Raw genomic sequence first — 12,457 nt, 5'->3', positions numbered from 1 at the left:
AGTTATGGCGGATTTGCCTTATCATTGAGGACGCTGCGTTTTTCGTTTCCGCCCGGCGGGGCGTGCGCAAAACAAGGGAAGTGGCGCAATTGGTAGCGCAACGGTCTCCAAAACCGTAGGTTGCAGGTTCGAGTCCTGTCTTCCCTGCCACTTGGCTCATACAGTTTCCAATGTTTCCGGGAGTGTCTGTGTACCGAAGCCGACCCAGTACCGCCCTGTTCCTGCTGATGTTCCTGGCGGGAATCGTTGCGCTGGTTGCGGTCGCGGCGGGTATCGGAACCGTGAACCAACACCACACACCGGCTCCAGTGACCTCAACCGTACCCCGCACTGCTGAGCCTCTCGCCCCAACCACCCTAACTGTGGCGATGACCGGGGACATTTTGAGCCACGGCTGGGTTACGGCCGCGTCTCGAGAGGCAGACGGACAGTATCACCTAGAGAAACTGCTGGCAGAGGTGAAGCCCTACCTGGAACGCGCCGACCTGGCCTTGTGCCATCAAGAAATTCCCTACGGAAAACCCGGACAAGCCCCCCACGGCTACCCGATTTTCAACGCCCCGATGGATTGGGCAAACGGCCTGGTCCAGGTCGGTTATGACGGCTGTTCCACGGCGTCGAACCACAGCTGGGACCAAGGAACCGCGGGTATCGCCCACACTTTGGAAGTGCTGCAAAACGCCGGGCTGGGGACGGCTGGGACCCGCGCGAATGCCGAGCAAACCCCTTGGCAAATGTATGAAATTCACAAGGGCGGACGCACCGTACACGTGGCGCACTTGTCTTTTACGTACGGGCTGAATTTTGAATCCGTGCCGGAAGTGGACCGCCACCCTTACCTGGTGGAAATCAACGATGTCGAGCAAATCATCGAGTATGCTCGGCAAGCCCGTCAGGCCGGGGCGGACATCGTGATTGTCAGTCCCCACGGCGGCAGCGAATACGTCTATGAACCCCAGCCCCAACAGCGGCAATGGGCACAGGCTCTGGCGCAATCCGGGGTCGTGGACGCCTATGTCGGCCACCACGCCCACTTTCCCCAGCGGATTACTCTCACGCCCGGGGGAGTGCACGGCGCCGGGATGTGGACCTATTTCGGCACCGGAAACCTGCTGACCAGCCAAACCCCCGATATGGGAATCGGCACTCAGATTGAGTCGATTGCGTGGCTGAGTTTTGACATCTCCGGGCCGGAGAAAAACCCGCAGGTCACTCTCAGCCAAGCGGCGTGGGTCCCGGTCGTGCTGGACCGTAGCCGATTCCACGCGGTTCCCGTCCACGATTTCGATGGCGGAGCCACCCCGCCCGGCTCGCGTCTCGATGCCGCTACCGTCCAGCGCTACCATGAGGAACTGGTGAAAGTTATGGGAAATGAGGCGACAGAGCTGAAGTCCCCGCCTCCTGTTCCGGCTGAGCCCGCCGCGGTGACGGTCTTGGCGCGTTAGACGCCGCCGGGCCTGCCGCGGGTCAGCCTCCCATGAGCCGTGTACCGGCCGTGTACCGGCCCCTCACGATTGGCTTTAGGTACAGTTTTCTACTATGATTTGACACATCCCCCCGTTAATTTGTTTAGGGTGAAGTGTGCCCGCGGCGGGGAAAGAAATTGCCTACAGGAGGAACAAATAATGGCAGAAACCGAAGGTGCCATTCAGCCGGCGAAAAAAGCCGAAGCTACCCCTAGCGCTGATCAGGAACTTGGTTTTTTCGCGCGTATCGCGCAGTTTTTCCGCCAAGTCGTGGATGAGATGAAAAAAGTCGTCTATCCCACCAGAGAAGAACTGTGGCGCTACTTCTTGGTCGTGATTGTTTTCGTTGCTATCATCATGGCCGCGGTCGGGTTGATGGATTTGGGTTTCGGAGCCCTGACCGACCTTATCTTTAGCTAGACCTGTTTGGTCTTTTCAACATCATTGCCCCACGAGGAATATCAGTAATGTCAGACGAGAACGAATTGCAAGAAAACGCTGCTGTGGCTGAGGAAGCCCAGCCGGAGCCTAACCAGGCCGCCGAGGCCGCCCAGCCTGCCGAGGACGCTTCTACGGCTGAACCGGACCTAGAGGAAGTCCCCGCGAACGTGGACCCCGCAACTGGTGAAATCATCGAGGACACCGCGGATGCTGCGGAAACCGAGACTGAGGAACTCGACCCGAAGCAGGCCCTTGAAGTCGAGCTGCGCGCGTTGCCAGGCCGGTGGTACGTGGTACACACGTACTCTTCTTACGAAAAACGTGTGAAACAGAACATTGAACAGCGCGTGGCGAATAATCCCGGCATGGAAGATTATGTCTACCAGGTCGAGATTCCGATGGAAGAACATGTCGAAGTCAAGGCCAAGAGCCGCAAGGTCGTGCAGCGTCCGCGCATTCCTGGGTATGTTTTGGTGCGCATGGACATGGATGAGAACTCGTGGCGTCTGGTTAAGGACACCCCGGCCGTGACTGGTTTTGTGGGCAACCAGCAGGATCCCGTGCCGCTGACGTTGGCGGAAGTGGTCAATATGCTGGCCCCGACCGCCAAGGAGGCCGCGAAAGTGGCGGTGGAAGACGGTCAAGTCGAGATTTCACAAGCGACGCAGCGGACTGCTCCGGTGGCGACAGATTTTGAGGTGGGTCAGTCGGTGACTATTACCTCCGGTCCGTTCGAGACGCTTTCCGCGACGATTGCCGAGGTCAATGCCGAAACTCAGAAGCTGACCGTGTTGGTCACTATCTTCGAGCGCGAGACTCCGGTGGAGTTGAACTTCAACCAGGTCGCCAAAATCGACTGATTTTTCAGGCTTGGCTGCGGGCGCGGGACTTCCATCCTGCGCCCGCCGTGCTTTCCGAGAGTTGTCAGATGTTCCAATAACACTATGGTTTGAGATTTAAGGGAATCCCGTCGCTGGGTGCTACTGTTGGTGCGGTACCGAGAATCTCAGCCAATCCACTTTTTTCTCACCCGGTTAAGGTATTTCCTTTGGAAATCGCGCTTACTCTGGAAGAAAAGTAGGTCCGTGTGCGTTGCTGATTTGGTCTGGAATTTCAAACGTGTCAACTCTATGGTGCAGAAGTAATCCGCGACCTGCGCTAAACGGTATTCACGAAACCCGCCCGGCTTAAATACTGAAACCTGTCGCGCTAATGCTTGAGTAAACACCTCTCGTAAGGCCATTTCAACGGTCGGTTGACCGCCGTCGTAGTAAATCTTTACCTGGTCAAAACCTAGCAGCCACTCAAGGTTCGACCGTACGAAACTACGTAATGCCTCAGGCAAAACCGTTTGCAGAGCCTCCAGTCCAGGCGCGGCCTTTCGTTCAAACACGAAAGACCGGTAATGAATCGGGAGCCGCAGAACAAACGCATTAAAGGCAAATAGGTATTTCAAACGCAACGCCACGTCTAGATTCTCGTAATCTTCGTTACCGCGTAGTAAAGGCGATGAGTGCATGGGAATGTCAGTGAGACCGCGAATCCTCAAAGCCGATTCATAATCAGATATTGGCCCGGTCACATCCTCGGATTGGTCATGCAGAACCAAAGTTAACAGGTAATAGCCACTAGTGTCGGCCTCAGTGCCGGATTCGTCAGCAAAGATACTTAGTTCTCGCACGGTAATCGAAAAAGATACAGTTTGAGCCGGGACTTTCACCTCCCGGCTCAGTGAACGGTTCGTCCACAAACTTGGCAGCAGATGCTCTCACATCCACCAATTTAAATTTACCATGTCCCTCGACTACCAGGCAATAGCCCGGATTCATCTCCGCTGGTAATCGGCAAACCTGTCTGCTTACCTCAGGTAGAACCCACGACAGTTTGTTGGGTGGAGCTGGCTTTATTAATAACCCACTGTTTGGCGTGGTAAAAATAGGGTGCAAATGGGAGATTTTGTTGGAATTGCAACGTTTTGAGTGGTACGCCATCAGGGACTCGAACCCTGAACCCACTGATTACGGATTTACTCAGTTCAAGGTGGTTTTAGTCGCGTAGTCTCAGGCTATGAATTCAAACGATTGGACTACCTGCATTAACGCCTATCTGCTGTCTTTAAAAGCGTCTGGAAGATTAAGCGGAACAATCGGCCTGCACCGGCATTATTTGGCAAGATTACGCACGATTGCCCCATGCCCCGCCCTAGTCACACAAGACCGACTAGAGGAATGGCTTGCCGGGCATGACTGGAAAGCTGAGACGCGCCGTAGCGCGCAAGCTGTAGCTAAAGGTTTCTTTTCCTACCTCGAAAACTGCGAGGTGCTAGCAAAAAATCCTGCAAAGAGACTAGCGCCTATCCATGTACCTGACGGGATACCCCGCCCCGCAACCGAAACACAAGTGAAACGCGCCCTTTCCGAGGCTGACCACCGTACCGCCTTAATGATTAAATTCGCGGCTCTTTGCGGTTTGCGGTCATGCGAAATAGCCACAATAGCGGGTCGAGACTGGAACGGCGAAGTGTTGCGCGTCATGGGCAAGGGCGGAAGAGTTCGAGTTATTCCGGTGCAGGATTCCACGCTGATCTATAGCTTGGAGAATTGTCCAGGCTGGCTATTTCCCGGGCGCATTGACGGGCATTTATCCGCTAAATGGGTGCAAAAACTGCTAAGTCGCGCCATGCCCCGCGGCGTAACCGGCCATATGCTACGACACCGATTCGGGACTGTTGCCTATCGAGAGACACATGACCTTTTAGCGGTAGGGGCTGTTATGGGTCATGTCAAAACGGACACCACTAAGCGGTATATAAAGCTGGATTTAAATCCATTGACGCGGGCGGTACAGGCCGCGCAACTTTGACATGATTCCGTCATGCTTCAAACGGGTAATAATATGCGGATATTTACAATCTGGTAATAATATGACACGTTTTGTAACATTTAGCGCTGGATTTTTTCGAGTTCTTTCCATAGTCGGGTATGGTCATCACGAGCATCTTGTATGAAACTCTGGATATCATCGTGGAGTTCACCCTGCCTGTGCCCCAGGCTTTTGATGCGGTCATCCATCACATCGATTAAATCCCTCATGCTTGTACCGTGGTCTGGTTTCATTTCTTTCGAGGCAGAGCGAGCGTATACGGCGGCGATGATGGCGGCGATACCGCTCAAAATAGCGCCGATGCCCTGCAAATCGGTGAGCCAGGTAGGCATTAGTCCCCCTTTCGGGTGGGTCGATAGGCTAGGGCGGTTCCGGTTGCGAGGATTGCCCCGGCCAGGGCGATCCATAGCGGGGCGGTTTGGTCGCTTATGACACCGTAGGCGCTTAGTAGCGGGATTAGCGCGGTCGCGATTCCGTAGAGCCATGAGCGCACAGGTGGCGGGATAAGCTCAGTAATAGATTCGGTTTCAGGGGTTTCTTCGTGGTTTCCCATGGGTTTGTTCCTTTCTAGTGGTTGTTTATCCATGTTTGCCAGGCCGTCATTGTTTGGTTTCCGGCGTAGCCGTCTGCTGGCACGCCTAAGAATTGCTGGGTCTTGGTGACTGTTTCGCGCCCAAAATATCCGTCTGCAACGGCTCCGACACGCTTTTGCCATGCTTTTATACAGGTGGAGCCTTTCGCGCCGTGTGCGACCCATTCCCACCCAGCACCCGCGTTAGGTACGTATGGTTTATTCACGGCTGGTTGTGAGGAAATGACCCCATCGGCGGGGGTTCCTAGCCTGGTCTGTAGGGCGCGGATTGATTCATGCCCAAAATATCCGTCCACGGTGATTGTTTTGCGGGCTTGCGCTACGGGCGGGGCGCTGTCGTAGCGGGGACGAAACACATTACAAACGACACCAAACGAGCGGGTGCGTCTGCCTACCCCGCCCGATTTCCAAGCGACTGTAGTGTTTCCCTCGATAGTTTGCAGGGCGTTGCCTAGGTTTCGTTCAACGATTCCAACATGGTCGGAAACTCCGCCGTCCCAGTCAAAAAACACGATATCCCCCGGTTGGGCGTCGTGTTTATTGACTTCCAGGCCTAGCTTTTTCATGGCCTTTATACCGGTAGGGCAATGGGCGAAGTCCCCGCCGGGCGGGGTTGTTCCGGCTTGCCGGAATACCCACGTGACAAACATGGCACAATAGGGGACGCCGCTGGTTCCGTAATATTTGCCATGTCTACCGGCATAGTCACGTCCGTACTTCGTGCCAGGTTGCGGATCTGTCCAGCGGCTGTAACCGATTTCGCGGGCGGCAATGTTGAGGATTGTGGCTACTGTGGTCATTTTGCGACCGGCTTTCCATAGCCCCAAACGAGAACTTTGACCTCAGTGCTGGTAGGGGTTCCTGTACTCATGCCCCGGATCGTGATTTTATTGTTCTCGATGAATGCGGCCGAACACCTAACAAACCCGCTAAAGTTTGACCCGGATGCAGATATATAGGTTGTATCGCAAAAAGCGCCTAGAGGGGTTGTGATTGTTGCGGGTATGTCTGCGGATGCTTCCCCGATTTTCCACGCGTCACTTGAGCTATTCGGATTGGTCGTTAGCCTGATTGTTACGACTTCTAGAACCAACGTTTGGATTCCTTGGTCGATTTTTTCGGCTAGGGCTTTGATTTGGTTTGCTCCGTCTGCGATTGGGTCGGTGGGTAGCGGGTAGGGAAGGCCTAAGTTTGTAGTGGTTGCTGGCATTGTTGTTTTCCTTTCTATTGGTTGATTTGTGTACCTTGCATGTCTTGCCATGTAAGGGTGTTGAACACGGTCCAGGTATAGGCGGGGGGCGGGTCTTGCCACGCGGCGGATTTGCCCGAACCAGGCGGCGGGGTTGAGGCGGATATATCGAGTGTCCATTCGTGTCCGTCCCACCGGTAGGTTCCGCCCTCGATGAACACGGCCATGGACTTTTTAGGGGTCCATTCCTCCATCGGTTCGATTCGGTAGGGCGCGCCGTTACGGCGGGTCCCGTCCAGTAAGTCGAGCGTAATCGACGCGGGTCCAGCGCTTCCTCGCCATGTTAGCCCGCTGATTTGCCAGGTTTCCCCAATGATTCTGTTTACTAGGCGCTCCGCTAACGCTTTAGCTTGCGTTTGGCTGTTTAGCTCAGTAGATACGGAAATGGACCGGCGCCCATATAGTTTTTCTAGTTCGGGATTGGTTAGTTTCTCGGTACGGTCGGTTTTTTCTAGTTCCCCGTTTGCGTTGGTGGTTTCCTCAATCCACCTTACTGATACTTGGGTTGTGAGCGCGGCGGGGTTTCGCGTGAACTTTACCGGGGCTTTCTCGATTGCCGGGGCGGGTAGTATGGTTTGCCCGCTTGAGGCTTCCCCGATTACAGCTGTTCCGTTTTCCAGGTTTAGCCCGCGGGCGGCGGCGCGGTTAGCCATGTTTTCAAGTCTCAAATACGGCCCGGTGGTTGCGTGGGTCGCTGGCCAGGCTACAGCGTCGCAAGATACAGCGATTTCAGTAATAAGACTGTCCAGGGCTTGCGCGTCTACGTCACGCCCTGCCAGGGTGGCGGTAATACCCTCGTCCCAGGCTGTAGAAATACCGAGACTCGAGGCCTGTATGTAGGCGTCTAGGCGGGCTGTTGCGGGTTCGCTCGAGCGTGGCGGGATTCCGATAATCGTGTTAGCCGCCGCCGCTAGCCAGTCCCCCGCCGATATTACAGCTACAGCAGTAAACCGTTTGTCTGGTTTAATGTCTATCTGGGTAACCCGCCCGTTGAAAACTTCAACTGTGCGCCACCGTCCTTTTCCGCCCTGGATCAGGTTTGCTTTTGCCGTGATGTTTTCGATATTTACGTTCCAGGCTTCTGGGTGGTCGGTCCAGGCGCCTGGTTCGTCTTTCCAGGCTGACAATGGCTGTGTAACGCTAAATGCTAGGGCGATATAGTTGCCTTGCGGGGCGTCGGAGATGACCCCGGTAAGGGTCGCGCTTGGGGTTGTGGTTTGCGTTACTTTCCCGCTATGTACTTTCCAGGGACCGGCGGGGCGCGGGGAAGTCAGAACTGTTACATGGATTTCGCTCCCTACAGGGGCGGTGGTTTCCAGGGTCCATTTCCAGGGCTTATTTTGGAAAGTGGGTAGGTTGTCCCATTCGCCTAGGGTCGCGTCTGGGTTTCCTGGGTATAGGGTCGCGGCTATTTCCCGCGGGGCGCTAAACGTTCCGTCAGGCGTAGGGGTTAGGCCTGACGGGGTGGTTTCGTAGGTGCCAGGTGTGAAAGGAAGCGGCGGGGTCGGGGGGGTTTCGATGATTTCCCCGCTAGTGGTTAGCCTTACAGGCTTTCCGACTTTGAGTTTTTCAGCCCATTGGCGGGCGTGGGTTCCTAGCCCGATTGTCGCGCTCATACTAGCGGCCTTGGGTTGTTCGGTAGTGGTGTCGCGTCCCCAGTTCACGGAACAGCCGGCAAGTACGGCGGGGTTCCCGGCGGCGGCTGTTTGAGCGTCGCCCGGGATTAGTTCACCGTCTAGGTAAAAGTTTGTTTTCCAGTTATCCAATGGTTGCCCCCTGTAGTTTCGCGTCGTATTGGGAAAGTAGGCGTTTGATTTGCCGGGCGGTACTGTCAGGGTCTACAGCCCCGTTGATAGTGATGTTTATCGTTGTAGCGGGGGCGGTTTTGGGCGTAGCGTAGCCGGCAACCTGTAAGGTCGCGTTCACGTCCGGGGGCTTCAACGGTACTGTCAGGGGTTTGAGATTGGCCGGGTTTACCATGTCTTTCAAAGCGTCTTGAACTTTGCCTTGCATGGACTCGACACCGTTCACCATGCCGCGCCCGGTCATGACACCGATATCGGTAAAGACTTTGGAGGGCGACCGTATCCCTAACACGTTCTTTACCCCGCTCATTGCCTTATTGCCAAGGTCGCGGGCGGTTGAGCCTATCGCCCCAAACATGGATTTGATTCCATTGATAAAGCCCTGGACCAGGTTCTTACCGGCATTAAATAGGGCATTTCCGATATTTCCAAGCGCGGCAACAGCCTTTCCAGGCAAAGATTTCACGGTGTTTACCGTGTTTGTGATGCCGCCGTTTACCGCGTTTTGAATGGCGCTCCACGCACCGGCTAAAACTGCTTGGATTGATTTCCACACGTTAGAAAAATAGGTGCTGACTAGGTTCCAGGCGCCCGACCATACGGTTTTTATGTTCTCAAGCTGAGCGGTAAAGAAACCTTTGATACAGTCCCATTGGGCTTTTAGTATCCCGGTAATACCCTGCCAGATACTGCCAAAAATCTGTTTAGCACCCTGCCAGGCTAGGCGCCAATCCCCTGTAATCAACCCTGAAACCAGCTTGAATAGCCCATCAAGAACACCTGAAACGGTCTTTACAACGACGGCGATGTAATCGGCAACGAACTTTATCGCGGGCTGGAGGATGTTCAGGATTAGGCCAATCACAACCCCGATTACCTGGATTACGGGCGCTATCGCTTTCACCACGTCAGCTAGTAGGGGCATGAGAGCCGATATTACTGTAGTCAGCGGCGGAAGCACGGACCCGATTATTTGAGTGAGCGGCGGCATGATACTGTCGATAAGCGCCCCGGCCAAACTGACCACGATACCGATTATTTCGGTTAGTGGTGGTACTATCCCGTTTATTAGTCCCAGTATTGGCGGAACTACCGCCTGCCCCAAGCTGATAAGTTGGGGCAGTATTGACCCTATTAGGACCTCTCCCAGGGTTTTCAATAACCCCATGATGGGGTTAATGTTTGCCTTTAGCGCCGCGAAACCTATACCGGTAGGGGTTAGCCCGGTGCCTACCAGCTGGGTGAACCCCTGGATTAGCGGGTTAATCATGGGAACGAGGGTAGAAAACACGACGGCTAAGGTGGGTGCGATTTGCGAGGCCAACTTTTGCGCGCCGGGCAAAAATTTCGTGTTTATGACTTGCCCGCCCTTGGTAAGAATGGGCAAAAATCCTTTACCAATCTCGGCGGTGATGTTGCCGATTTGGGCTTTTCCTACCTCGATTTGGTGCGCGAAAGTGTCAGATTCACGCGCAAAATTCCCATGCGCGGCGGCGGTCTGCTCCATAATCAGGGCCAGGGTCGCGGCCTGTTGCGCTTCCGCGTCGAAAGAGCCGCCTACCTTGGTAAATCCGAGTTCCGCGGCTTTCGCGTCAATCGCGGCCTGTTTCAGGGACACACCATAACGCTCAATAGGGTCGCGTTCACCTTTCAGGGCGGAGGATAGCGCGCCTACCGCGTCGCTAGTGGTTCCCCCGAACATGGAAGCCAGGTCAGCGCCCAACCCTATTAGTTCGTTAGTTTTAGCACCTACCTTTTGCATATCGGCGGCGGCTCCACCCATGCCGTTTTTAAGCTGGGTGCCTAACAGGGTAGCGAGTTCGTTGTAGCTGTTTTCGGTCAGTCCTAGGGCATCGCTAGCGGCCTTAGCGTTCTTGTGCATACTAGCGGCGGCGTCACCGAATACGGTATCCAGGGCGCCTACTGACTGTTCGAGATCGCCAGCGGCTTTTACCCCGGCGATGACTAATCCGCCGATAGCGGCGGAGGCGGCGGCAAGGCCGGCAACAGCTACAGCACCAGCAGATTTTACTAGGCTTCCAAACTTTGACGTATGGTTGCCTAGTTTATCCATTTCGCTAATGGCTTTTTTCGCGTCGCCAATAATACGAACCGACATGATCGCGGACTTGTTAGCCATTGTTTGCCTCGTTTTCTAGCAACGTGAGAGCTGTTTCTAAATACTCGGGGGGTTCTTTGAGCCATACGCTAGGGGGGATTCCCGAGCGTATGGCCAAAGCAACTAGAACGGCATGATAAGAGTTCACGCCGTAACTGTAGGGTTTTCCCCTGGTTCCTCTTGAATAATCACGGCGTCCAACAGTTCCGCCTCAATAAACTGTTCGTAGGTGAGTTCTGTCGGGATTTTGTGTAGCCGTTTCAATACCTGCCAGGCACAAAACGCGGTAAACGTGATTTCGGAGGTTTGCATATTCCAGCCGTTAGCGCGGGCGGCTTTTTCAAACATGAGTTTGTCAATCATTAAGACGCGCTCACGAAAACTACCGTTGTTAGCGGTTTCAGCTTGAATAATAAACGGTTTCATTTAGGGTTTTCCTTTCACTTGGTCCAGGGTTTTGTTTACATAGTCCTCGTAAATTCGGAACCATTCGGGTTCTGTTTGCGCGGCGGCGCGCGACACCCAAAAACGGGGTTTTATCGCTCCACCCCGCCACCCTTTTGATGCGTTAGGGCGGGTAAACCAACCCCAATGAATGGGGTTAGCGTAGGGGAACTTAGCGCCGCCTACTTTTACGACTGCCGCGGTTTTAGTTTGAGACGCGCGGGTAGTCTCAGCGATGTGAGTCGAGTCAGGTGAGCGGGGCGCAAGGATTTTCGAGGTTTTAGCGACCAGTGAACCGACCTTGTGATGGACTGCTTTCATCTCGGTAAGGTCATCACCGGCGGCTTTTAGCTGACGGCGTAATTCTCTGGCGCCTTCTACCTGGATTCCCTGAACGGGCGCCCCGCTCACCTGACCCATCTCGCTTAGCTCCCTACCGTCGGGGTTGCGGTGGCTTTCGTCATGACCGGGCGGGCTGTGAGCGTAAATTCAAAATCGGCGGTGTTTGCCTTGTTCGGGTCGCCTCCGACTGTGACGGGTTTAATCATGCAAGACCCGGTAATCACCATGTCCGAGTCGTTACGGGGTCGGAACTCGAAAGGCATATTTTTACCGCCGTTTGTCCATGTCCAGGCGGTTAGCCCCTCCATGGTGTAATCCTGGTAAAACGTACCCTTAAGGGTTCCAAGGATTTCGCCTTGCTCGACATAGTTCGAGCCGTCGAGCATGGGTACCGGTTCCTCTTCCTTAATATCTGGCTCGATACTGGTCGCGGTAGTCATAGAACCGAATTCTTGTTCTGAACCGGTAGAGCCAAACTTGAGATGACCCGGACCGAGTTTCTGAGGTGTAAACGACATGATAGGGTTTCCTTTCTATTGGTTTTCGTATTGGTGGACTGATTCAAAATTCGCTATTAGCGCGGGATAGGTAGCGCCGTTAGCGGGCTGATACGTGGCTGGTTTAACCTCGGTAACCTGAAACACCTCACGGAATGCTTCCAGGGCGTTTTCCAGGGTCTCCCACGCGCCCTCTAGGTCTTGCGCGCCGGGGGCTATCAGCCAGATTTCCCAGTCAGCTTCCACGGTAGTAATGCCCGTAAACCGGTAATCGGGGGCGGTAACGATAGCCGCGACCTGGTTAGCGTGTACGCGCGGGCTTACCTCGGTAGGGTCAAGTGTCGCGGTGGCTTTCACACCGGCTTTAGTGAAACAGTTGTTTAACTGGTTCACTATTTCACGGGCGGCTTCCAACATTGCCATGAGGGTGTCCTTTACGCTACGGGCGGCGGCAAGTACGGCCGGAGTATCGGTAGGGCGGGCGTGAACGGGTCGAGCGCGGGGCGCTGATACGGCGCGGCGGTTTCCGCGTCCCCAAACACTCCCAGGTCGCGCCGTGAGGTACGCCGGTTATACAGGTTGGCGGCGACCTCCAGGGGCGCGGCGGCTAATACTGCTT

General features: G+C 54.8%; 15 protein-coding genes and 1 tRNA gene. 5 read left to right on the top strand and 11 right to left on the bottom strand.

Annotated elements, in window-relative coordinates:
* Positions 1–74 precede the first annotated feature (74 nt).
* From AC5LBQ_RS06390 to nusG, 4 genes are all read left to right on the top strand, one after another.
* Positions 75–150, top strand: a tRNA-Trp gene (locus AC5LBQ_RS06390).
* A 38-nt stretch (positions 151–188) separates the two neighbouring features.
* Positions 189–1,445: a CapA family protein gene (locus tag AC5LBQ_RS06385; protein ID WP_493264967.1), complete on the top strand. Its 1,257-nt coding sequence runs from the start codon at positions 189–191 to the stop codon at positions 1,443–1,445.
* 180 nt (positions 1,446–1,625) lie between these two features.
* Positions 1,626–1,886, top strand: coding sequence for a preprotein translocase subunit SecE (gene secE / locus AC5LBQ_RS06380; protein ID WP_295028502.1), 261 nt, complete (start codon positions 1,626–1,628; stop codon positions 1,884–1,886).
* A gap of 47 nt (positions 1,887–1,933) precedes the next feature.
* Complete coding sequence (gene nusG, locus AC5LBQ_RS06375) at positions 1,934–2,767, top strand: transcription termination/antitermination protein NusG (protein WP_307741333.1); 834 nt, start codon at positions 1,934–1,936, stop codon at positions 2,765–2,767.
* Positions 2,768–2,913: 146 nt separating this feature from the next.
* Here the strand turns inward: nusG and AC5LBQ_RS06370 are convergent, their stop codons facing one another.
* Positions 2,914–3,375, bottom strand: a complete 462-nt coding sequence (locus tag AC5LBQ_RS06370; RefSeq protein ID WP_297346678.1) for a hypothetical protein — start codon at positions 3,373–3,375, stop codon at positions 2,914–2,916.
* Between the two features lie 599 nt (positions 3,376–3,974).
* On the opposite strand from AC5LBQ_RS06370, the gene AC5LBQ_RS06365 reads away from it, so the two are divergent.
* Positions 3,975–4,769: a tyrosine-type recombinase/integrase gene (locus tag AC5LBQ_RS06365; RefSeq protein ID WP_493264966.1), complete on the top strand. Its 795-nt coding sequence runs from the start codon at positions 3,975–3,977 to the stop codon at positions 4,767–4,769.
* An 80-nt stretch (positions 4,770–4,849) separates the two neighbouring features.
* Here the strand turns inward: AC5LBQ_RS06365 and AC5LBQ_RS06360 are convergent, their stop codons facing one another.
* The 10 genes from AC5LBQ_RS06360 to AC5LBQ_RS06315 all read right to left on the bottom strand — a co-directional run.
* On the bottom strand, positions 4,850–5,122 hold the full coding sequence (locus AC5LBQ_RS06360; RefSeq protein WP_493264965.1) for a flagellar motor protein: 273 nt from the start codon (positions 5,120–5,122) through the stop codon (positions 4,850–4,852).
* Positions 5,122–5,343: a phage holin gene (locus tag AC5LBQ_RS06355; protein WP_493264964.1), complete on the bottom strand. Its 222-nt coding sequence runs from the start codon at positions 5,341–5,343 to the stop codon at positions 5,122–5,124. The genes AC5LBQ_RS06360 and AC5LBQ_RS06355 overlap by 1 nt, the downstream gene beginning before the upstream one ends.
* Positions 5,344–5,357: 14 nt before the next feature.
* Positions 5,358–6,182: a CHAP domain-containing protein gene (locus AC5LBQ_RS06350; RefSeq protein WP_493264963.1), complete on the bottom strand. Its 825-nt coding sequence runs from the start codon at positions 6,180–6,182 to the stop codon at positions 5,358–5,360.
* Positions 6,183–6,606: 424 nt separating this feature from the next.
* Positions 6,607–8,397 (bottom strand): hypothetical protein, encoded by a 1,791-nt coding sequence (locus tag AC5LBQ_RS06345; RefSeq protein ID WP_493264962.1) that lies wholly within the window; start codon positions 8,395–8,397, stop codon positions 6,607–6,609.
* Complete coding sequence (locus tag AC5LBQ_RS06340; RefSeq protein WP_493264961.1) at positions 8,390–10,576, bottom strand: phage tail protein; 2,187 nt, start codon at positions 10,574–10,576, stop codon at positions 8,390–8,392. The genes AC5LBQ_RS06345 and AC5LBQ_RS06340 overlap by 8 nt, the downstream gene beginning before the upstream one ends.
* 123 nt (positions 10,577–10,699) lie before the next feature.
* Positions 10,700–10,981, bottom strand: a complete 282-nt coding sequence (locus AC5LBQ_RS06335; protein WP_493264960.1) for a hypothetical protein — start codon at positions 10,979–10,981, stop codon at positions 10,700–10,702.
* The gene (locus tag AC5LBQ_RS06330) at positions 10,982–11,419 is read right to left on the bottom strand and encodes a hypothetical protein (protein WP_493264959.1); all 438 of its coding nucleotides are present in this window, start codon (positions 11,417–11,419) and stop codon (positions 10,982–10,984) included.
* Positions 11,420–11,424: 5 nt separating this feature from the next.
* Positions 11,425–11,859: a hypothetical protein gene (locus tag AC5LBQ_RS06325; protein ID WP_493264958.1), complete on the bottom strand. Its 435-nt coding sequence runs from the start codon at positions 11,857–11,859 to the stop codon at positions 11,425–11,427.
* Between the two features lie 15 nt (positions 11,860–11,874).
* Positions 11,875–12,261 (bottom strand): hypothetical protein, encoded by a 387-nt coding sequence (locus AC5LBQ_RS06320; RefSeq protein ID WP_493264957.1) that lies wholly within the window; start codon positions 12,259–12,261, stop codon positions 11,875–11,877.
* 11 nt (positions 12,262–12,272) lie between these two features.
* A partial coding sequence (locus AC5LBQ_RS06315) for a hypothetical protein (protein WP_493264956.1) occupies positions 12,273–12,457 on the bottom strand: 185 nt, incomplete at its 5' end.

The sequence above is a fragment of the Mobiluncus sp. genome (genome assembly GCF_985070215.1).
This window is presented reverse-complemented; position numbering and strand designations above follow the sequence as displayed.

Coding starts and splice junctions, on each gene's coding strand:
- secE (WP_295028502.1), top strand. CDS start 1,626: ATGGCAGAAACCGAAGGTGCCATTCAGCCGGCGAAAAAAGCCGAAGCT.
- nusG (WP_307741333.1), top strand. CDS start 1,934: ATGTCAGACGAGAACGAATTGCAAGAAAACGCTGCTGTGGCTGAGGAA.
- AC5LBQ_RS06365 (WP_493264966.1), top strand. CDS start 3,975: ATGAATTCAAACGATTGGACTACCTGCATTAACGCCTATCTGCTGTCT.
- AC5LBQ_RS06360 (WP_493264965.1), bottom strand. CDS start 5,122: ATGCCTACCTGGCTCACCGATTTGCAGGGCATCGGCGCTATTTTGAGC.
- AC5LBQ_RS06355 (WP_493264964.1), bottom strand. CDS start 5,343: ATGGGAAACCACGAAGAAACCCCTGAAACCGAATCTATTACTGAGCTT.
- AC5LBQ_RS06350 (WP_493264963.1), bottom strand. CDS start 6,182: ATGACCACAGTAGCCACAATCCTCAACATTGCCGCCCGCGAAATCGGT.
- AC5LBQ_RS06340 (WP_493264961.1), bottom strand. CDS start 10,576: ATGGCTAACAAGTCCGCGATCATGTCGGTTCGTATTATTGGCGACGCG.
- AC5LBQ_RS06335 (WP_493264960.1), bottom strand. CDS start 10,981: ATGAAACCGTTTATTATTCAAGCTGAAACCGCTAACAACGGTAGTTTT.
- AC5LBQ_RS06330 (WP_493264959.1), bottom strand. CDS start 11,419: ATGGGTCAGGTGAGCGGGGCGCCCGTTCAGGGAATCCAGGTAGAAGGC.
- AC5LBQ_RS06325 (WP_493264958.1), bottom strand. CDS start 11,859: ATGTCGTTTACACCTCAGAAACTCGGTCCGGGTCATCTCAAGTTTGGC.
- AC5LBQ_RS06320 (WP_493264957.1), bottom strand. CDS start 12,261: ATGGCAATGTTGGAAGCCGCCCGTGAAATAGTGAACCAGTTAAACAAC.